At 46.2% G+C, this 21,382-nt stretch carries 15 protein-coding genes; 7 read left to right on the top strand and 8 right to left on the bottom strand.

Features of this window, described 5'->3' with window-relative positions:
* The coding region (locus tag J7J01_04650) for a hypothetical protein (GenBank protein ID MCD6210171.1) at positions 1-816 on the bottom strand (816 nt) is incomplete at its 3' end.
* A 211-nt stretch (positions 817-1,027) separates the two neighbouring features.
* On the opposite strand from J7J01_04650, the gene cooS reads away from it, so the two are divergent.
* Entirely contained in the window at positions 1,028-2,908 is a 1,881-nt protein-coding gene (gene cooS / locus J7J01_04645; GenBank protein MCD6210170.1) for an anaerobic carbon-monoxide dehydrogenase catalytic subunit, read from the top strand.
* A 171-nt stretch (positions 2,909-3,079) separates the two neighbouring features.
* Here cooS and gyrB read toward each other — a convergent pair whose 3' ends face one another.
* The gene (gene gyrB, locus J7J01_04640; protein MCD6210169.1) at positions 3,080-4,987 is read right to left on the bottom strand and encodes a DNA topoisomerase (ATP-hydrolyzing) subunit B; all 1,908 of its coding nucleotides are present in this window, start codon (positions 4,985-4,987) and stop codon (positions 3,080-3,082) included.
* A gap of 88 nt (positions 4,988-5,075) precedes the next feature.
* On the opposite strand from gyrB, the gene J7J01_04635 reads away from it, so the two are divergent.
* From J7J01_04635 to J7J01_04620, 4 genes are read left to right on the top strand one after another with little or no spacing between them, the layout of a single operon-like run.
* Positions 5,076-6,206 carry an isocitrate/isopropylmalate dehydrogenase family protein gene (locus J7J01_04635; protein ID MCD6210168.1) on the top strand — a complete coding sequence of 377 codons (1,131 nt, stop codon included), beginning with the start codon at positions 5,076-5,078 and terminating at the stop codon, positions 6,204-6,206.
* A 58-nt stretch (positions 6,207-6,264) separates the two neighbouring features.
* Positions 6,265-6,993, top strand: coding sequence for a signal peptidase I (locus tag J7J01_04630; GenBank protein ID MCD6210167.1), 729 nt, complete (start codon positions 6,265-6,267; stop codon positions 6,991-6,993).
* A 1-nt stretch (position 6,994) separates the two neighbouring features.
* Complete coding sequence (locus tag J7J01_04625; GenBank protein MCD6210166.1) at positions 6,995-7,816, top strand: hypothetical protein; 822 nt, start codon at positions 6,995-6,997, stop codon at positions 7,814-7,816.
* A gap of 2 nt (positions 7,817-7,818) precedes the next feature.
* Positions 7,819-9,087: a hypothetical protein gene (locus J7J01_04620; GenBank protein MCD6210165.1), complete on the top strand. Its 1,269-nt coding sequence runs from the start codon at positions 7,819-7,821 to the stop codon at positions 9,085-9,087.
* 97 nt (positions 9,088-9,184) lie between these two features.
* Here the strand turns inward: J7J01_04620 and asd are convergent, their stop codons facing one another.
* Positions 9,185-10,261 carry an aspartate-semialdehyde dehydrogenase gene (gene asd, locus J7J01_04615; GenBank protein ID MCD6210164.1) on the bottom strand — a complete coding sequence of 359 codons (1,077 nt, stop codon included), beginning with the start codon at positions 10,259-10,261 and terminating at the stop codon, positions 9,185-9,187.
* Between the two features lie 103 nt (positions 10,262-10,364).
* On the opposite strand from asd, the gene J7J01_04610 reads away from it, so the two are divergent.
* Positions 10,365-11,870 carry a 2-isopropylmalate synthase gene (locus J7J01_04610; protein ID MCD6210163.1) on the top strand — a complete coding sequence of 502 codons (1,506 nt, stop codon included), beginning with the start codon at positions 10,365-10,367 and terminating at the stop codon, positions 11,868-11,870.
* Between the two features lie 18 nt (positions 11,871-11,888).
* On the top strand, positions 11,889-13,079 hold the full coding sequence (locus J7J01_04605; protein MCD6210162.1) for an acetylornithine transaminase: 1,191 nt from the start codon (positions 11,889-11,891) through the stop codon (positions 13,077-13,079).
* 9 nt (positions 13,080-13,088) lie between these two features.
* On the opposite strand, the gene J7J01_04600 is transcribed toward J7J01_04605, so the two are convergent.
* From J7J01_04600 to J7J01_04580, 5 genes are all read right to left on the bottom strand, one after another.
* Positions 13,089-15,407 (bottom strand): PAS domain S-box protein, encoded by a 2,319-nt coding sequence (locus tag J7J01_04600; protein MCD6210161.1) that lies wholly within the window; start codon positions 15,405-15,407, stop codon positions 13,089-13,091.
* A gap of 92 nt (positions 15,408-15,499) precedes the next feature.
* Entirely contained in the window at positions 15,500-15,880 is a 381-nt protein-coding gene (locus J7J01_04595) for a response regulator (GenBank protein MCD6210160.1), read from the bottom strand.
* Positions 15,877-17,313, bottom strand: coding sequence for a PAS domain S-box protein (locus J7J01_04590; GenBank protein MCD6210159.1), 1,437 nt, complete (start codon positions 17,311-17,313; stop codon positions 15,877-15,879). The genes J7J01_04595 and J7J01_04590 overlap by 4 nt, the downstream gene beginning before the upstream one ends.
* Positions 17,314-17,500: 187 nt before the next feature.
* Entirely contained in the window at positions 17,501-19,219 is a 1,719-nt protein-coding gene (gene polX / locus J7J01_04585) for a DNA polymerase/3'-5' exonuclease PolX (GenBank protein ID MCD6210158.1), read from the bottom strand.
* 19 nt (positions 19,220-19,238) lie between these two features.
* Positions 19,239-21,080, bottom strand: a complete 1,842-nt coding sequence (locus J7J01_04580) for a TCP-1/cpn60 chaperonin family protein (GenBank protein MCD6210157.1) — start codon at positions 21,078-21,080, stop codon at positions 19,239-19,241.
* Positions 21,081-21,382: the final 302 nt, after the last annotated feature.

Raw genomic sequence — 21,382 nt, 5'->3', positions numbered from 1 at the left:
TATCCTCTCGTAATACTTCCTCCTATCCAGTACCGCTATGCATGATATACCTCCTCCCTCCAGCTTCCCGAGTTCCTCTCGTCCCAGCTCTTCTCCTTGCAAGTCCGTTATGATACCCCCGGCTTCCTCTAAGATGAGCGATGCTGCTGCAATATCATATCCTCTTACCATACCACGTACATCTATCAGTCCATCTATCGCACCTTCTGCAACTAAGCATATCTCCATTGCTATACTGCCAAGCACACGGACCACAATATGTTTTGCTTCCCTCTCAAATTGCAAAAGCCCTGATGGTATCCTATCTGCACCATAAGTATATATAGAAAGAACTCGTTTCGTCTTACCTTTCACCGCTCGTGGCAGTCTTGTACCATCCACAAATGCATTACCGCCACGCACGGCATAATACCTCCTGCCCTGGATGGTCTCAACCACACTCGCCTGAATATCATTAAAGGTGACCCTTTTTACAAGGGGTGAATAAGCAATCGAAGTACAGAATAAAGGGATATCGAGAGTAGCATTTGTGGACCCATCTACAGGGTCAAAGATGAGTGTGAACCGTGGTTCACCTCCTGCAGGATATACATGGTCGCCCAGCTCCTCTGATATTATCCTTGCACACTTGTCTCTTCTTCTCAATGATTCCTCCAGTGCTCTCTCTGCAACCATATCTATTCGCCTCGTCACATCTCGCTCCCTCGTCTCTACTATCTCACCATAATCGGGACTTCCTGAGATACAACTCCTTATTGCGTTCCCTATCTCTGATGAAATCGCTATCAATTCCTCTATATCCATTCTATTATACACCCTCCTCACTCCTCACTCATACTTTCAAGATCCTTTTATGTTATACTATACTGTAGTTCTGAACACTTCTATTTCCTTATATAACATTAAGAATGTTTTTTAAGGAAGGAGAAAGTTTTTTAAGGAAGGAGAAATTTTCTTATAAACTAGATCTATAGTAACAAGAAGTAGCACTTAGTAGAGTATCGCATCCGAATCGAGGTGAGCACCAATGAAAAAAGAGAAATTTGTTGTTGATGTTGTAACGGAAGAGATGCGGAAGAGAGCAAGGGAGCTCGGAATTAGAACTGTTTGGGAGAGATATAAGGAGAACTATGCTCGCTCCAAAGATGCACTGTTCCAGGCGACTTGTATGACCTGTCAACAGGGTCCTTGTGTGAATGTGAATAAAGAGGGCGTCTGTGGTATGAATAAAGATATTATTGTTGCTAAGAACCTGGTTTCAGAGACCACTATTGGAGCAGCTGCACATGTGGGACATGGAAGAAGGATCGCAAATATCTTGAAAGGAGTGGGAGAAGGATCTGTTACTGCATATTCAATTAAGGAGCCTGAAAAGCTGGATAGTGTCTACAAAGGACTTGGATTGTTTGGTGCTAATACAAATGAGGAGAAGGCAATTGAGATCGCGAATGCGATTTTGGATGATATATCAAAACTAACGGGCGTACCAAGGATGTTAGTTTATAGAGCGCTGGAAGAGAGGAGAAAACTATGGGATGAAAAGGATATCCTCATTAATGGTGGTTGCCCAGAGATCATGGAGGCTATGAATAGAATTGCAATGGGAATGGATGCCGATATGGAGAATCTGCTTTTGGGTGCCTGCCGATTGGGGCTTGTAGACGCATACTGCGGAATGTATCCAGCAACAACAATTCAGGATATTCTCCTTGGCACTCCAAAACTGGTACAAATAAAAACAAATTTGACTGTTATAAATCCGGAAGAGATTAACGTTATCGTCCATGGGCATATCCCGGCATTAGCTGATGCAGTTGTTAGAGCTGCTGAGGAGTATAACGCTGATCCCGCGAACAATCCTAAAGTCAATGTAGTTGGTATGTGTTGCACCGGGATGGAGGTATTAATGCGAAGAGGAGTGAATTATGCGGGAGATATACTGCAACAAGAGCTTGCAATAGCGACGGGGGCGATTGAGTTGGTAGCAGTTGACATCCAATGTACCCAGCCCGCGATAGTAGATGCTGCTAAGCACTTCCATACCAAGATTGTTACCACGGATCCCATGTCAAAGATTGAAGGTACGATACATATTGAATTTGATGCAGAAAAAGCAGATGAGATCGGACGTGAGCTCATAAAAATAGCAGTTGATAATTATGCTAATAGAGATCAAACGAAAGTTTATGTTCCAGACTATGAGCCACATGATATGATAGGAGGATTTTCAACCGAACAACTTATCGAAGCTTTAGACAAAGTAAGGCCTGGTGATGCAGTGGGAGTTCTTGTAGATAACATAAAAAATGGAAACATTCTTGGCATTGCAGCAGTCGTTGGATGCGTTACACCACGAGATGAATATGGATACCGAACCGTTGAATTACTCAGGGAGCTGATTAAAAATAATATTCTGGTTGTTCTTACCGGATGTGTGGCAACCGTGGCTTCTTATCATGATCTCCTAAAGCCCGACCCAACCTATCCGGGCGTTGGCGAGACCTTAGCAAAAGTTATGGATGCGGTGGCAAAGGCAAATGGACTCGACGCTCTCCCACCTTGCATCTTCATGGGGGCATGCGTTGATAACTCAAGGATAGAAGAAGTGCTCAATGCCGTTGCAAATCACCTAAAAGTCCGAATTGATCAGCTTCCTATAGCTGCTTCTGCGCCTGAATATATCGCAGAGAAAGCAGTCCCAATAGGTTTTTGGACAGTTTCTTTGGGGATATTTACTCATTTAGGGGATCAGCCCAACGTGGCAGCAAGTGAAAGGGTAGTTAAGTGGCTGACGGATGACGTGGAGAGGATATTTGGCGGGAAATTCTATGTTGAAGCGGACCCCTACAAGGCAGCGAAAAAGATAATTGAGGTCATAGAAGAGAAACGCAGGGCTTTAGGGATATGATGGTTAAAATAATCGGGAATGTGAGATACAGCAAAGAGAAGTCTCGGAATTTATTTATGGGTGAAGTGAAGTGTGGATGTGGCTAATGGCTTAGCTTAGAGCAGAAGCAGGGTCCAGTAATACCGCGGTAATCTGAATTTACAAGCAGATAAATATGTAGACATGTAGACATTATATATCGAGATTCATCACTTCCTTCGCATGCGTCTGTATAAATCTCTTCCTCGGTCCCACTTCCTCGCCCATCAATACCGTGAATATCCAATCAGCTTCCGCAGCATCCTCCAGTGTGACTTGCTTTATACATCTCGTGCGAGGATTCATCGTCGTCTCCCATAGCTGCTCCGGATTCATCTCACCCAGACCCTTGTATCGCTGTATCTTCACTCCTGAGTCGCCTTCTTTCACCTTCAACTCCTCCAGTATCTTCGCATACTCCTCATCTGAGAACGCATATCTGGTCTCTTTGCCCTTCTTCACCATGTACAATGGCGGCAGTGCTATGTACACATGGCTCGTCTTCACCAGCTCCTGCATATAGCGATAGAAGAATGTGAGCAGTAGCGTCCTTATATGTGCACCATCAACATCGGCATCACTCATTATTATTATCCGGCTATAACGTGCCTTATCTAACTCGAAATCGTCACCTATACCCGCACCCAGTGCAGTAACGAGCGCACGAATCTCATTATTCTTCAATATCTTATCCAGGCGCGCCTTCTCCACATTCAATATCTTACCGCGAATAGGTAGAATAGCCTGAAAATTCTTATCCCGTGCCTGTTTCGCTGAACCACCTGCTGAGTCACCCTCCACTATGTAGATCTCACGTTTCGCCGGGTCCTTTTCTGAACAATCCGCAAGTTTCCCTGGTAAAGAATCAGTTAAGAAGTCCTTTCGTCTCACTATCTCCCTGGCATGCCTCGCTGCTTCTCGTGCACGTGCCGCCTCCAGTGCCTTCTTTATTATACTGTCAGCATCTCTTGGATTCTCATTCAGGAAATCCCACAGGTGCTCTCGCACAATTGATTCTACAATACCCTTAACCTCACTATTACCCAATTTCGTCTTCGTCTGTCCTTCAAACTGCGGCTCCCTCAGCTTCACACTTATCACTGCCGCGAGTCCTTCACGCACATCTTCACCATCTAAGGTTACTTTCTTCAATACATTGTGGGCTTTACCATACTCGTTCAGTACTCTGGTCAATGCGGCTTTGAACCCGCTCACGTGCTTACCACCCTCCACCGTCTTCACATTATTCACAAATGAGAAGATATTCTCCGCGTAACCATCGTTATACTGAAGTCCGATTTCTACCTTCACATCCTCCTTCTCATCCTTAAATGTTATAGCCCGGTGAAGTACCTTCTTATCCCGGTTTATATAATCCAGGAATGAAGCGATACCTCCGTCATACTTATATATCCTCCCTTTTCCATTCCGCTCGTCCTGCAGCGATAACGCCACTCCGGGATTTAGAAAAGCAAGCTCTCGCAACCTGGTGCCTAAAATGGCAGCGTCAACCGTATATATACCAAATATCTGCGTATCTGGCTTGAAAGTCACCTTTGTACCTCGTAGCCAGCCATCAGCTTCCACCGTTGACTCCTTCAACTCACATGTCGGCTTCCCTCTCTCGTATCTCTGATAGTAGCTCTTACCATCTCGTCTCACCTCCACCTCCAGCCATTCTGAGAGTGCGTTAACAACCGAAATACCCACACCATGGAGCCCACCTGAAACTTTATATGCTTTGTTATCAAATTTGCCTCCTGCATGCAACTTCGTCATCACTACTTCCACCGCTGGCAGGTTATATTCCTCATGCAGGTCAACGGGAATCCCACGCCCATTGTCCTTCACTGTTATTGAGTTATCCTTATGGATTACCAGCTCGATGGTATTGCAGAAACCCATCAAAGCTTCATCTACGCTATTATCTATCACCTCATTCACAAGATGATGGAGACCTCTGGAGGAAGTATCACCTATGTACATCGCAGGTCGCTTCCTCACTGCAGTCAGGTCTTTCAGTACCTGTATATCCTTAGCGCTATAACTCTCACTCTCCATACTTATAATTAAATTGCGATACTTTTAAATAAAACTTATTCTTTTTACGAATAGCAGAGGGCAAAGAGCAAAGGTAGAGTGCAGAAAGATGAAGCGAGGATATAAGATTGCGGTATTTGGTGGTGATGGCATCGGACCAGAAGTGATAAGAGAGGGTAAGAAAGTACTGGAAGCGGTATCAGAACATGAGAATTTCGAACTCCGCTGGATTGACTATCCAAACGGTGGTGAGTACTACCTGAGAACCGGTGAGTTGTTGAGTGAAGAAACGTTAAAGGAGTTAGAGCAGTGTGATGCTATTTATTTTGGGAGTATAGGGGACCCAAGGGTGGAGCCAGGTATTTTAGAACGGGGCATCCTGCTTACGCTCAGGTTCTTCTTCGACCAGTATGTGAACTTGAGACCGGTGAAGCTCCTGGAGGGCGTACCCTCGCCACTTGCTCATCATGAGCATGATATTGACTTCACGGTTGTACGAGAGAACACGGAGGATTTCTATGTCAGCATTGGCGGTAGGGTGAAAGGCAATAAGAGCAGTAAAGAATTGAAATTGGTAAGGAACCTCTATAACATCAAGTTCAAACTGGACATAGAGAGCGATGCTGATGAACTCGCATATCAGATAGGTGTAATAACCCGCGAGGGCTGTGAACGTGTGATGAGATTCGCATTTGAACTTGCGAGGAAGACGGGTAAGAAGCGAGTGACGAGTGTGGACAAAGCGAATGTACTGACAGAGGGCTATGGATTCTGGCGTGAGGTATTCAATGAGGTGGCGAGAGAGTACCCGGATATAGAGACTGAGTTCAACTACGTGGATGCGATGTGTATGTGGCTGGTTAAGAATCCCGAGTGGTATAAGGTCGTTGTTGCACCAAATATGTTCGGTGATATTATTACAGACCTCGGTGCGATGATCCAGGGTGGTCTCGGGCTTGCCCCGGGTGCGAATATAAACCCGGATGGCGTATCCATGTTCGAGCCCATTCATGGTTCCGCACCAAAATACAGTGGAAAAGGCGTTAGCAATCCAATTGCCGCGATATGGGCAGGTGCGATGCTACTGGAGAATATAGGAGAGAGCCGTGCATCAGAAATCGTATTACATGCGATAGAAGCGGTTTTGCGAGATGGCAAAGTCAGAACATACGATCTCGGCGGTAAATCGAAGACTGGTGAAGTTGGTGATGCTATTGTTAGTGCGATAAAGACTATTTAAATTTTAGATGGAAAATTTATAAATTTCAATATCTTATATAATAAAACAAAAGTGTCCAATGGGATGGGTAATATCAGCTATTATAGCCAGTGCAATTGCTATTGTAATATACTATATCATTTACTTAACGTTTGTAAAGGGATTTGTGGTACCCATTCATATATTTCACTCCTTTAAGGAATTATATGAGCGATATGGCCGTAATAAACGTCTAAAAGAGCGGATGTACGAGTATGAAGCCGTATCTGGCATGCATAAACCCTCTCTCTTCGGCTCTTCCGTTGTGGTCTCCATACTCACCGTCATCATCGTTATACTACTCTTCAAAATTGTATTCTTTGCGGTGGTGACTTCGGACAGCATGAGCCCCACATTCGAGCGAGGCGACCTGATACTCATGCAGCGAATACACATTGATCCGAGAGTGGGAGATATAATAATGCTGGAGAACCGCGAGAGCATACTGCCCATCACGCACCGTGTAGTTGCAGTGACGAAGGAAGGGGTAAGGACTAAAGGTGATGCACGTGCATTTGCTGACCCCTGGTTGGTATCGAAGCATGAAATTCAGGGTGAAGCGGTACAGATACACGGAAGCCCAATCATATTAAAAGCGATTGGCAATTATTTCATTCTGAACCCAAAAGAGATGGGGATTGGTAGATATGGCTCCGAATATATGTTCATAAAGAATTTATTCCTGGTGATAAGGATGTATGGGTATGCATTGTGCATAATATCAATCTCAGGATATTTGTTACTGACGGTAATGGAAAGGAGACGCTAAGATGAAGCGTATGATCATGTTTGCAATAGCAGTTCTTGCAATTTCTATATTTGTACTGCCTGTTACTTTATCGCTCTTCAGTGGACAGCATCGGTGGTACGATATCTCTCCGCAAGAGAATCAGATCCCGTGTAAGAAGTGTCATGCAGACGTTTACGAGGAGATGATGAGTATGGAGCCGTTGAGCAAGAAGATTGCCGGGCAATCCAACTCACCACACAGTTATATGGACGAGAACTGCGAATTATGTCACCGAACCTGTTTCAATATGACATACAATCCGAGCACGGGCAAATACGAGAAATTTCCTAGATTCACTTATGCGAGTGGCAAAGATGGGGGTTCAATCCCTGGTGTGGAAGCCCACGCAGCATCAACGATAAAATGCATGGACTGTCATGGTATCCCTATGGATGCTAAATACTGGAATCACTGGGGTTATGAGGAATACAAAGGTCGGTGTTACCTATGCCATGGAAGTTCTGGATGGTATCGGGGACAGCATATTCCGATTCCCGAGAGGGGGTATCTGGATTTTATCTCAGCAGGCGGGTTCGGATTTGGCACTACAAGCAACGACACGGGCGAACGTGCTGCACACAAGCAATTTGTGCTTGATTCCATAATCAATCCAGACATGGAAGATGCAAATGAAGCTTGTATTGCTTGCCATACGAAGATACAGGTGAAATTGAACTTCAATGTCACTTCAAGCCTGATGATTTCTGTGAATGACACCTATAATCAGTCTGCTTCATACTGGAACGTAGCGAACATCTCACCAGGTGGCTATATAACTTATAAAGAGGTGAAAGAGGGATGAGGATGAAGAAGATTATAGTTCTAATATTGTTCATCGGTGTGGCATCACTCACACTCTTCGCAAGCACGGAAGTCATATCGCTCTTCGTGGGGCAACACAGTTTTATAAATATCAGTGACGAAGGAAATCAGATTAGTTGTGTTGGTTGCCATCATCACATCGAGGATGAGTTGAATCACTCCATGATTCATGCAGACCTGAGCTGCGAAGCTTGCCACCGGTTCAATGGTACTACGGACATCACATTTGCAAGTGGAGACAGATCAGGTTCAATACCAGGCGAAGAAGCTCATGCTGCTTATACGCCTCGCTGCCTGGATTGTCATGGAGGAAATGGGGTGTGGATAGTGAACAAAACCGGGAGTTCAGTTCATGCACCCCCTGCAAAGGCATTCGGCGAGGAACACTATGGAAGCAACTATTCTGCGCATAAAACGCTTGTTTTGAAGGCAAATGTATCGAACACGTGCATTGGTGAGAACGAAGCATGTCTGGTATGTCATACGAACTATTCATGCAGAATATCATATTCATACTTCTACAATATTGATTATAACATCTCAAACTGGAATATCAGCAGTTTCTCTTTTGACGGCACACGGAATTATGATATCCAATGGAACAAATCGGGCGCGAAGCATGAGTTCCTCAAACTTTCTGATATAAAATGCACGAAATGCCATAAGAACGTATATGATGCGCTTGTTAATGGCACTTCCAATCCATCAAATGAGGACTATCTGACACACGCACCGGTAGAAATTGATAATACAGGAAGTAACAATAGCTGGGATACCGACAATCCCTGGGGTCATTACAGGTATCATTACATCCCGGATGTGAACAGAGCTGAACGGGTTAACAACAACTATTGCTTCCGATGTCATAATGTGAACAAATACGCAAGTGAGCATTCTTCCGAGAACGCCACTTACGACCTCGGGAATGTGACAGATGACACGAATTCTACGGAGGTTCATTGCTCGGAGGCTTTGACATGTGCAATATGCCATGGGAGTGGAAGGACGAAGGAAGTGATTGATAATCCCGATTATGGAGGCAGCGGACATAATGAAACGATACCAGATTTTGTAGACGAAGTTGCATCAAATTACGCGAGAACGTTCAGCGGTGATATTTGCATGGGCTGTCACGAAGCGGCTGTGCATCCTGACGATGGAGGAGAAGAATGTTCCAGATGTCACAATAATGGTAATGCCGCGGTCAATATACAGTCAGAACCTTCCGGGTATGTCACAAATACAGCATAAAATGGATGATATGCGTATTCCCGACCTGAAGCACGCAGGTGCATGGAAGTTGGAGGATTACAGGAGGAGTAGAGACCTATACCTATTGTGGGCAAGATTAAGTGTGTGATATGTAGCCCTGCTTCAACATCACTTCCGCATTCAATATAGATGCACCTGCTGCGCCCCTTATTGTATTATGACCGAGAACGATGTATTTTATCTCGTTCTTCATCCTCCCGGGTCTTATTCGCCCCACAGAGACGCTCATACCCCCGCCTGCATCACGGTCTAACTTCGGTTGTGGTCTATCGCGCTCTTCACGCAGTATTATTGGCTTCTGTGGTGCAAAAGGGGACTCTATATCTATATCTGTGTTGAAGTTCTCAAAAGCCTCTTTCACTTCCCTTTCACTTATTTCGTCCTCGAACTTCACCCAGACCGCTTCCGTATGCCCATCCATCACAGGAACACGATGACAGGACGCACAAACGGTGAATGATGCCTTCCTTATTCTCGAACCTTCCAGCGTACCAAGTATCTTGAGTGGTTCGCTCTCCATCTTATCCTCTTCTCGCTCTATGTATGGTATCACGTTATCCAGTATCGCCATCGAGGGCACACCAGCATAGCCAGCACCCGATACCGCCTGCATCGTGGCAACCCGCACCTCGGTGATGCCAAACTGCATCAGAGGCTTCAAACTCAAGGCCAGTACGATAGTGGAGCAGTTTGGGTTGGTGACAATGAACCCTCGCCAGTTCCGGTTCGATCTTTGCTCATTGATTAATGCCAGATGGTCCGCGTTTACCTCTGGGATGACCAGTGGCACGTCATCTTCCATCCGATGCACCGATACATTACTCGCCACACAATAGCCCGCCTGAGCGCATCTCCTCTCCACTTCTCTTGCTACCGAGCCGGGCAGTGCGGAGAATAGAATTGCAAGCTCTTCATCCTCTATCATATCAGCATCCACATCCTCTGTTGACCGAACGACCATCTTCGCAGCTCCTTCTGGCATCGGGTAAGGGAGAAACCACTTTGCTACATCGCGGTATCTCTTACCTGCACTCCGTTCAGAAGCAAATAGCGCACTGAGTTCGAACCATGGATGCCCATCCAGAAGCTGGACAAACCTCTGCCCTACACTTCCCGTAGCGCCCAATACCCCCACTTTTATCTTCTCTGTCATCTTATATTATACGCACCCCGAATAGAAGATTCACAGTAATAAATAAAAGTAAAAGATTAATGGCTTCTTATTATTGTTAGTGATAAAAGGGAATGAATGAGAGATGCAACAGAAGGATAGGATAGTGGAAGTCTTTGATACAACATTGAGGGATGGAGAACAAACGCCGGGGATATCTTTTACGAAGGCACAGAAGGATACGATAGCAAGACAACTGGATAAGTTGGGTGTGGACGTAATAGAAGCGGGCTTCCCCGTAAGTTCGAAGAAGGATAAAGAAGCAGTGAGAAGTATCGCGCATCTGGGGCTCTCTGCGCGGATATGTGGTCTTGCACGACTCCTGACATTGGACATTGACGCCTGTATTGACTGTGATGTTGATATGATACATATATTTGTACCCAGCTCGGAGATACAGCGTGAGCATACAACGGGTATGAGTGAAGATGCGGTGAAGGAGCAGACCTATGAGATGACGCGGTATGTGAAGAACCATGGTTTTCAGTGTATGTTCTCGGCGATGGATGCGACACGGACGGAGTTGCGGTTCCTTCAGGAACTGTACAGGATTGCAGAAGAAGCAGGTGCAGACATCGTAAATGTACCTGATACAGTGGGTGTAAGCGAGCCGTTCAGGATGTATGAACTTGTGAGTGAGATATACAAAGTGGTGAAGGTCCCGATAAGCATACATTGCCATAATGACTTCGGGCTGGCTGTTGCGAATAGCCTGGCAGCTGTGAAGGCGGGTGCCTCTCAGGTCCAGGTATCGGTGAATGGACTGGGAGAACGAGCAGGCAATGCAGACCTTGCGGAGACTGTGATGAGTCTGAATGCGATATATGGATTGAGGACAAGGATAAAGACCCGGTACCTATTTGAGACTGCGAAACTGGTCGAGCGCTTTTCCGGTGTTCAAATCCCGATCACGCAGCCGGTAGTGGGCGAGAATGCATTTTCTCATGAATCCGGAATCCATGCACATGGTGTGATAAAGCAGAGTAATACGTTCGAGCCCGGGATAATGACCCCTGAGATGGTAGGGCACAGGAGACGGATTGTACTGGGAACCCATACTGGGCGGCACTCGATAGAGAAGAAATTGTCAGAGATAGGAATGTCACCGTCGCGTGAGCAGGTAGAGGAGATACTGGAGCGTGTAAAGGAGCTCAGTGCGAGTGGTAAGAAGGTCACCGACGATGACCTGTATTCAATTGCGGAGGTGGTTACCGGAGAGGTTGCGAAGCACGAGCGAGTGGTGATATTGAAGGAGCTATCAGTAATGACCGGTAACAATTTGATACCAACGGCTTCTCTGAAGGCTATAGTTAAGGGTAGAGAATGTAAGAGTGCACAAATGGGTATAGGACCTGTGGATGCTGCGATAAAAGCAATTCACGATATAATAAGGGGTGAGATAGGCGGTGACCTGCAACTAAAGGATTTCAGGATAGAAGCGATAACAGGAGGCTCTGATGCTCTTGCTGAGGTGATTGTCGGTGTACAGAGGGGTGACAGGGTGGTGACCGCACGGGGTGTCCGCGGCGACATCGTGATGGCGTCCGTTGAGGCGTTCATCAATGCAGTAAATAGATTGATGCAGGGTTGATTGAGGTTGAATCGAACCATGTACACCAGTGAGGAACAGGAAGTGGAAGCGGTCTTTGATAAAGAGAAGAGATACATCATGCAGACTTATCGGAGACCGCGCATGGTGATAAGCGAGGGTAAAGGTGCGAGATTAAAGGACCTCCTTGGTAATGAGTATATAGATTGCGTTGGTGGTATAGCGGTGAACGCAGTTGGTTATTGCCATCCCGCGGTTGTGGAAGCGCTAAAAGAGCAGGTGGATAGACTCATGCATGTTTCTAACCTTTACTACACGGAGCCGCAGGTGGAACTTGCGGAGAAGTTAGTACAGCTAACGGGCATGGATAAGGTCTTCTTCTGCAATTCTGGTGCGGAGAGTGTGGAGGCAGCATTGAAGCTCGCAGCTAAGACGACCGGTAAGAGCGGTTTTATAGCTGCGGAAGGTGGTTTTCATGGCAGGACCATCGGAGCACTGAGTGTAACATCAGGGCATAAGTTCAGGAGTGCATTTGAGCAATTACTACTGAAGAGTGTGAAATTTGTCAGATATAATGACGCTGAGGCGATAAGGACTGCGATAGATGATGATACCGCTGCGGTCATTCTGGAGCCCATTCAGGGCGAAACTGGTGTGATAGTGCCCTCAGAGGGGTATCTAACGCAGGTTAGGGATATCTGCACAGATAAGGGTGTGTTACTGATTCTGGATGAGATACAGACGGGTTTTGGGCGTACAGGGAGATGGTTCTGCAAGGATTATGAAGCTGTGGAGCCTGATATAATGACGATTGCAAAGGCGCTGGGCGCTGGTTTCCCGATAGGGGCAATGCTTGCGAAGGCGGGTATAGAATTTGGAGCTGGTGAGCATGCATCTACGTTTGGCGGTAATCCACTGGCTTGTAGTGCTGCACTGGCATCTATCAGTGTGATAGAATCGGAGAGGCTGGTGGAGCGGTCAGAAGAGCTTGGTGCTTATTTCATGAATCGTGTACACGAAGATGGGTTGGATTCCAGACCGGTGGTGAAGGAGCTGAGAGGGAGAGGACTGATGATAGGGATAGAACTGCAAGAAGCATGTGCAGATATTGTAGATAACGCACTGAATCGCGGGGTATTGATAAATTGCACTTCGGATAGGGTGATAAGACTTGTACCGCCACTTGTGATAAGTAAGGATGAACTGTCGCGAGTGATTGCAGTATTGGAGGAGATTATAGGAGATAAATAATAATCATTATCAGTTAGAATCACAGATATATGGTACTTCTTTCTCTCTGACCTTCTGTCTTATCGGTATAGAAAAATAGAAGCTTGAACCCTTACCCTGCGCACTCTCCACCCATATCTTCCCGTTATGTGCCCGTATGATGCCTTTTGCAATTGCCAGTCCCAGGCCGGTACCACCCTTTTCCCTGCTCATAGAGGCATCAATTTGGGAGAATGGCTGAAACAACTTCTTCTTGCCCTCTTCTGAAATCCCAATCCCAAAATCGGTTACACTGAAAAGAACATTCTCGCCTTCAAGGGTTGTGGAGGTCTCGATGATCACTTCAGATCCATCAGGTGAGAATTTTATTGCGTTATTTATTAAATTGCTCATTACCTGTCTCAATCTTTCGTTATCGCCGATGATGAGAGGCAGTTCTGCCAGTTGTACCCTTAATTTGATTCCTTTCTGCCTGATGAAAGGTTCCTGCATCTTTATCGCCTCTTTTACCGCATCATTCAGGTCCATTACCTGAAAAGCCATCTTTATTCGTCCCATTTCTATTCTGGAGATATCAAGGATGTCGTTAATCAACCTATCCAATCTGGCTAAATTCCGCAGTATCAGCTCTATGCTTTCTTTCTGCCGCTGGTTCAGTCTGCCTTTATAACCTTCACGTAGCATTTGCAGTTGTGCTTTCATCGGCGTAAGCGGGGTTCTCAATTCGTGAGAGGTGATGGATAGGAATTCGGTCTTTATCCTTGTCACTTCCTGCAGGTCCACCACTTTCAACTCCAGTTCACGGTTCAATTTCCGTATCTCTTCTTCCGCTTTCTTTCGCGCTGTTATATCCCGGAAGATTGTTAATTTCGATATACTGCCATCTATATTCTTTAAAGGCGTCTCAATCAGGTCGTATATCTTATTCATCCTGCTCGAGTGCCATTCCCACCTCACTGTCTGACCCTTCTCCATAACTACCTGGAGTTTGCACAGCGGGCAGGGTTCATCCCTGTTATGAAAGACACGATAGCAGATATCACCCACGCAGTCGCCAAATTCATCACGCAGGACTTTATTCATAAATTCCACTTCATAAGTCCGCGATATCGCATACACACCGTCCACCATGCTCTCAAATATCAAATTCAGGTTGTCTCGTTCCTCCTTCACCCGCCTCTCCAATTCTACCTCCTTTGTTATATCCCTGCTCACTCGAACAGTACCGATCGGCACACCGTTCTTGTCCCGCAGCAGTGAAGCAGACATGCTGACATGGATTTGTTTGCCATCTTTCCTCAGCACTACTGTTCGATAATTCCTGATTACCCCCTCACGCTGTACCTGCTCCATTATTCGTTCTGCATCCTCAGGGTCGAGGAAGAATTTTTTGTTCGGCTTCCCTATCACCTCTTCTGCACGATAGCCCATGACGCCCTCTGCACCTTTATTCCAGTCCCTCACTATCCCCTCCTTGTCCACAACGGTGATTGTATCCGCAGAACTGTCTATTATGTTATTCAGATAATCCCTGGTTGCCATCAGTTCACGTTCCGTGCTTTTCAAATCTGTGATGTCCTTTGATACCACCGTTACAGCAGTTACCATCCCGGTTTCAGGGTCTCTAACCGGACTCATGTTCTTTAAGAAGCATCTACCATTCTCATCCCTGTATTCATGCTGTATTGTGGTGCCGGTATCAAAGACGTGTTTCACTTTCTCTGCGAACCATCGAGACTCTTTGGATGTGTGAAAAGCCTGATATGGGCGACCCAGATATTGCTCCTTCGAGAGCCCCAATCGTGATAGATGCTGCTCATTCATGAATAGATACTTGCAATTCCTGTCTACGAGGCAGACAGAATCCCCGGTGGACTGCACGAGTGAGCGATACTTTTCCTCACTCCACCGTAACTCATCCTCTACTCGCTTCTTATCCTCCAGCAGTTGATAAGTATCATAAGCTCTTTTTACGGTGACAAGCAACTCAGCCCTGTTTACGGTTTTCTCGTTGTGCATATACATATAATAGTATGCACCTGCTTCCAAAGCCTCGATCGCCTTTTCTTTCGATTCGTATGCAGTAATTACAATCACGCACATATCGGGGTTAAAAGCCTTAAGGTGCTTCAGGACCTCGATTCCGCTGATGTCCGGGAGTTCCAGGTCGAGCAGACAAACAGGGTACTCCTCTTTGCGGGCAAGTCTCAATGCCTCTCCCCCGCTACATGCAGTCTTCACCGTGTATCCTTCTTCTGATAGGATATTCTCCAGCGTAATGCACATCTCAGGATCATCTTCCACGATGAATATCAATCTCACTTTTCCCATTGCCCATTTCCCATACATACCCCATCACCCTGACAGCTCCTTTTGCTCTGTTGTATCATAGCAATAGAAGAGGAGGCAGCAAAAAATCGGATATTTCGCAGCTTTTCCAATCACTCTAATTTAATCGCCTTTTCAATAGCTTCGAGCATTCTACGCACAGAGAATGGCTTTTCTATTAAATCTACCACATGTTTCGAGTTGAGTAATCCAATCTCTTCAGCTTCCAGTGAATGAACCGCGGTAAGGAAGATGATCTTCATACCTGCCAACCTGTTATCCTTCTCTACCATGTCCAACAGTTCCTTTGTCGTCAAGCCAGGCATCATGATATCAAGAAGGAGCACATCCGGTACCTCTTCTTTGAGCTTCGCAAGGCATTCATAGCCATCCCTCGCTGTTATCGTCCTATAATTGTTCGCGTCTAAGATTTGATTCACCGATAGGAGGACATCCGGTTCATCGTCCACAACCATAACTGTATGCGTGGTCATTTTATCTTCGGGTTGGCGATGCCAACCAGTTGTAAAGGACCTTTTTTACCTATGATAAGGGAAGCGAACAGAGAGGTCGTGAATTCTGACTTATCTCGCCTCTTTGCTATAAGCGAGCCACGCCAACTTCCTCGCTCCCGTACCAGAGCAAGGATATCCTCGCGAGCCCAGAAATCAGACCATGAACGCCCCAGAACCTCCCTGTCTTCAGCATAGCCCCAGACCTTTAAGAATGCTGAATTCACATACGTGAATTTTCCCTCTGGGCTGGTCATGAATATGGGATGCGAAGAAATTTCGATGACACTCGCCTTGAGTCGCCATTTCTCTTCAGCTTTTATCTTCGCAATGCCACCCGCGATTGATTCTGAAACGCCCTCAAGCAAACTTCTATCGGCATCAGAGAGCGTTCTACCCTGCCTGGTGAAGATAAGGAGTGCACCATGAATCTCGCCTTTCGTCTTCAGGGGGATTGCGTGGAGCTCCTGGAGATTATATTCCTCAGCCATGCGAGTCAAGGTCTCTGTAAGTTCATCCGTATCCGTATCCGTATTGCTATTCGCGTTCAGATCGGGACAGCAGGAGAACGTAAAGGGCTCTTTTCGCTGGATTGCTTCTCTTGCTATCATTCTCTTGCAATCTTCCGCTTCATCAGCACCCCTGCGGGTGGAGTAACTGGATAATGCCTCCTCAAAGGGGTCATAAATCAATATATCGCCCATATCGAAGCCAATGACATCCTGCTGATTCTTCAGTATCGTGGAGCACAACTGGTCAATTGTATAAGACCTGTTAACCGATTCTCCGAGTAGACGATACAGTTCAGAGAGAGTTTTTATCCGTTCCTCGTTCCTTACTCTATCGGTGACATCGCGGATGATTGCAATGATGGAGAATGAACCATCGGGATTCTCCACCGGCCGCGCTTTTATATCCAGGATTCTCCCTTGTTTATCCTCTACCCGTGTTTCAACCTCTTCTTCTTTACCCTCTATGAGTTCCCTGATCCCACTGGTGTCATTATCATCATAGGAGCCAAATAAAGCGTAGTGGAATTTATCACCGATGCAATTGCCGTAGAGTGCGACTAAATAATCGTTCATAAAGAGGATATTGTAATCGAAGTCGAGAATCATAATGCCCTCAGGCATATCAGAGAGTATGCGAGAGAATATCTTCTCAGTATATGTCTTCTCATCCTCACTGAGGCGGAAGATGTGCTGCAAAGGTGCTTTACTCACGAACCATACCTTCGCTCGCCCTATCTGCTTGTATGAGATGCGCCCGTCGGCACGCAACTGATTTAGGTATTTGGAGAGCGTATGGCGTTCGAGAGGTACTCGCCTGGATATCTCATCCATAGTGGCACCAATGTCCCCTATATCCTGAATGGCTGCGATAATCTTGTTGAATATCCTCTCCTCCACTTTCATGATGTGGTGACAATAAGATAAGGAGAGGCTTTACATAAAAAGATATCGTTCGGTATCTATTTATGGTAACTTCCCGCTCTCTCTGTATGAAATGTAAATATGTAATAAAAACTTTATGTACTATAAAAATCGTGTAAAACTCGCTTAACAAAGGATTCTCTTACAATATTTATCCTTTATCTTTGTACTAGTACTTTAGCATCTTCATCATCTCCTCTAACCCTCTTGTATTCACCACATCCTTTGCCTCCAGCCAGCCACGCCGGGCGGTCGCCACACCATACTTTATCACATCCCGCATCTGCATCGCGTCATGGGCATCTGTTGAAATCGTTATGTGAACACCGTAATCCTTCGCCATCCTGCAATGGACATCCTTCAAATCTAACCTGTCCGGGAAGGAATTTAACTCCATGACCGTACCTGTATCACGTGCCACTTCCATCAATCGTTCCATATCCACCTCGTATGGCTCCCTTTTACCCAGTACACGCCCCGTTGGATGTGCAATTATATCCACATGCGGATTCTCCATTGCCGCTATTATCCTCTTTGTCATTGTCTCCTTATCCTGTGTGAACTTCGAATGTACCGCAGCAACGACCACATCCAGCTCCTTCAATACATCATCAGAGAAATCAAGTGAAAAATCCGACTTTATATCCACTTCCACGGAAGACAGAACCCTGAAATTCTCAAACTTCGCATTCACTCGTTCTATCTCCTGCTGCCGCCTCTTTAATTTCTCCTCATTCATACCACCTGCAATGCCAACCGCAGGAGAGTGGTCAGCCACAGCGATATACTCATAACCAAGCGCAATAGCAGTCTTCGCCATCTCCTCTATACTGTTCTTTCCGTCACTCCATTTGGTATGCACATGCAAATCGCCCCTCAAATCGCTGAGTTCTATCAACTTCGGTATCCGATTCTCCTTTGCCGCTTCCACTTCACCCCGGTCTTCCCTCAACTCAGGCGGTATATATGCAAGCCCAACACTCCTGAATACATCCTCCTCATTCTCACCGCCTATCCGCTCTTCACCACGAAAAATACCGTATTCGTTTATCTTTAAACCCTGCTTCACACCAAGCTCTCGTATTCTTATATTATGGTGCTTGGAACCCGTGAAATAATGAACAGCGGCGCCAAAAGATGCCGCTTCTACCACTCGCAGGTCCACATCCATACCCTTCAGCACAATTGATGACTTCGTATCTCCTTTTGCTATCACATCCTCTACACCCTCCAGGCTGGTAAACGCATCCATTACCTCCGACGGACGCTTCGAGACCACCAATATGTCTATATCGCCTATTGTCTCACGCATTCTCCGTAAACTGCCAGCAATTGTAATTCGCTCCACCGCATCCAGCTTCTTCAACTCGTTCACTATCGATTCTGCGTATGGAAGCGCCTTTGACAATAATACACGACCTTTATAACGGCGATACTGTGCTATACCCTTAAGTATATTCTCTTCCACTTTGTGACCCAGTCCGGGTATCACACCGAGCTTATGCGCCTTTGCTGCTGCTTCCAGCTCCTCTATGCTCGTTATCCCAAGCTCTTCATGCATCTTCGCTATCGTCTTTGGACCCACACCAGGAATTTCCAAGAGTTCAAGCAGACCGGCTGGCACCTCTTGCTTCAACTCTCTATGCTTCTTGCAATCCCCGGTCTGTGCGATCTCCACTATCTTTTTCGCTATCCCCTCACCAATACCCGGTATCTTCTTTAATTCGCTCACACCACCACGTTCCGCAATAACCTTTAGGTCCTGCGTTAACGTCTCTATTGTACGAGCTGCTCGCCTGTATGCCCGTATGCGGAACGGATTCTCACCTTTAATCTCCAGTATGGAGGCAATCTCATCAAAAATACGCGCTATATCCAGGTTCACCATCTCATCTAATTCATCTAGATTATCTTGGTTTCCATCTTGGTTCTCCTTTCCTGTATACTGACTTCAATGGCTCTTCTCTGGTTCCCGGATATCTCAATCTCCCACCTTTGAACTTGAAATCGGGCGGTTTCCGCTCTGCCTCTATTATATCCTTCGTCCTACCCGCTATCCGGGCTTCTATATCTTCCGCTTCCTTCTCCGCCGCGCTCTTCGCTATATGCAGGTCGTCTATCTTCATCATCCCCGTTGCTGCCTCCGTTGCGGATATAAAAGCCTGTAGTTTTACACTGAGCGGCTCTATTATCCCCACCTGGAACATATCTCTTATGCTCTTATCACGACCAGAGATACCTGCATTCATATTACCTCTGAAATGCTCCGCTCTGAGCTTCGTTAGTGTGTCTATCTGGTCCATGCCGCAGTTCTTCGCTATCGCTCTCGGTATCGTCTCCAGAGCATCTGCGAACGCATCCACTGCTAATTGCTCCTTGCTCGGTATCCCACGTGCAAACTTCCTCAGCCGATACGCAGATTCAACTTCCACCGCTGCTCCGCCCGGTACCACGCGATTATCCTCAAATAATTGTGCAACTGCATGTAAAGCGCTTTTTAGCTCGCCCACCAGGCTCTCCAGAACCCTGAGTGAGGTACCCCTTATAACAATCGTTGCAGACTCTTTGCGCGGACAATTCTCAAAGAATACGTATTTGTCCCCTCCTATCTCACGTTGCAACACTCGACCTGCATACCCAAACTTGTCTGGACTTAAGTCACTCACATCCTTCACTATCTTGGCACCCGTAGCGCGTTCAAGGCGCTCAAGATCCGTTAATTTTACACGCTTTATCACCATTATCCCTGCGTTACGGAACTTTGGCAGTGCATCATCGTCCACACCCCACCGGCAGCAGATCACGTTTGCACCACACCTCACTATTGGGTCCACAAGCTCATCAAAGAGCCGCGCTCTTGTCTCATGGAACTCACGGAAATGTGATGGCTTTGAGATCTTCACATGGAAATCGAGTGCTCCTAATGTCTCTCCGGCTTTACTTCGCTCTCGCGCAGGCATACCCGTGGGTAACTCTTTCCTGCCCTTTATCTTCGGCTCCCGGTACTCAATCGGGAAGTCAAGGAGCGCTATCTTCGCATCACTCACCTCTGTCGGTAGGGCATCCAGTACTTCACGATCCACAACCACTCCCTCAAAGAACCGCGTCTCATTTACTTTGCCACCGCTCTTTGCCTCTATTGCAATATCATCCACATCTATCCGCTCGCTCTCGCTCGCACCCTCACCCTTGCTATTGCTCAACCGCCTGATGCTCTGCACCACCACATCTGCCAGTATATCCTCATCACAAAACTCACCCTTCTTAAGTGCTGTCTTCGCTACCTGCCGCCAGATTTCAATGCTACCCTCATCTCTTACATCCACCGTAGTTGCCATCTCCTTCAATATCTCTTTTACAAATCCTAGTGCACGCTCATAGCCGTCCACCACGATATTTTGATGCACCCCTGCTTTCCTTAACTCGTATCCTTTCCTCACCAGCTCCCCTATCAGAATCATCACTGTGGCTATACCATCCCCCACCCGTTCACCCTGCGTCAGCCCCGCAGTAATCAATATATCCGCGGTTGGATGCATGTACTTCAGTTCCTTTATCAGGCTGTAAGCATTACTCGATATAAGGTCTGCAGCTTCTACCTTCGTTGCTCCCTGGGTTATCAATATCTTTGACCCAAAGGGACCGATCACCGGCTTGAACATGTCGGAGAAAGCCGCGCAAACCATCATATTCGTCTCCTGGATCTCCTCCGGCGGCACTTCCCCGGGTGGTAACTCCTCCTTTATCATCTTTATCTTATCACCATTAACCAATAATAGCTGGTATTAAATAACTCTTAGCGGTAAGGAATAATCTATTTTGCTATAATGTAATTAGCCGGTTTAATACCGTTCCTTCACACAACAGTAATACATAGTGAGAATGAATCGAAAGAAATCTTCAACCCTATATTCCGCATATTTTGGTATAAAGCACACAACTTTAAATAAGCACTATTTCATATCGAATATCTATACCAATAAATCTACTCTCCCTACTTGATTATAGTAGCAAGAACCTTGACCACCCTGGCATAGGGTATAGTAGCCAC

The organism is Methanophagales archaeon (assembly GCA_021159465.1).
Taxonomy (GTDB): Archaea; Halobacteriota; Syntropharchaeia; order Alkanophagales; family Methanospirareceae; genus G60ANME1.
The sequence above is the reverse complement of the archived record's forward strand: the minus strand, read 5'-3'. Positions and strand labels throughout refer to the sequence as shown.

What these genes read in the sequence shown, in the direction of transcription:
- J7J01_04605 (MCD6210162.1), top strand. Translation starts at nt 11,889, where the DNA reads ATGTACACCAGTGAGGAACAGGAAGTGGAAGCGGTCTTTGATAAAGAG.
- J7J01_04610 (MCD6210163.1), top strand. Translation starts at nt 10,365, where the DNA reads ATGCAACAGAAGGATAGGATAGTGGAAGTCTTTGATACAACATTGAGG.
- J7J01_04580 (MCD6210157.1), bottom strand. Translation starts at nt 21,080, where the DNA reads ATGATAAAGGAGGAGTTACCACCCGGGGAAGTGCCGCCGGAGGAGATC.
- J7J01_04590 (MCD6210159.1), bottom strand. Translation starts at nt 17,313, where the DNA reads ATGAAAGTGGAGGAGAGGATATTCAACAAGATTATCGCAGCCATTCAG.
- gyrB (MCD6210169.1), bottom strand. Translation starts at nt 4,987, where the DNA reads ATGGAGAGTGAGAGTTATAGCGCTAAGGATATACAGGTACTGAAAGAC.
- cooS (MCD6210170.1), top strand. Translation starts at nt 1,028, where the DNA reads ATGAAAAAAGAGAAATTTGTTGTTGATGTTGTAACGGAAGAGATGCGG.
- J7J01_04620 (MCD6210165.1), top strand. Translation starts at nt 7,819, where the DNA reads ATGAAGAAGATTATAGTTCTAATATTGTTCATCGGTGTGGCATCACTC.
- asd (MCD6210164.1), bottom strand. Translation starts at nt 10,261, where the DNA reads ATGACAGAGAAGATAAAAGTGGGGGTATTGGGCGCTACGGGAAGTGTA.
- J7J01_04600 (MCD6210161.1), bottom strand. Translation starts at nt 15,407, where the DNA reads ATGTATGGGAAATGGGCAATGGGAAAAGTGAGATTGATATTCATCGTG.
- J7J01_04595 (MCD6210160.1), bottom strand. Translation starts at nt 15,880, where the DNA reads ATGACCACGCATACAGTTATGGTTGTGGACGATGAACCGGATGTCCTC.
- polX (MCD6210158.1), bottom strand. Translation starts at nt 19,219, where the DNA reads ATGGTGAACCTGGATATAGCGCGTATTTTTGATGAGATTGCCTCCATA.
- J7J01_04635 (MCD6210168.1), top strand. Translation starts at nt 5,076, where the DNA reads ATGAAGCGAGGATATAAGATTGCGGTATTTGGTGGTGATGGCATCGGA.
- J7J01_04630 (MCD6210167.1), top strand. Translation starts at nt 6,265, where the DNA reads ATGGGATGGGTAATATCAGCTATTATAGCCAGTGCAATTGCTATTGTA.
- J7J01_04625 (MCD6210166.1), top strand. Translation starts at nt 6,995, where the DNA reads ATGAAGCGTATGATCATGTTTGCAATAGCAGTTCTTGCAATTTCTATA.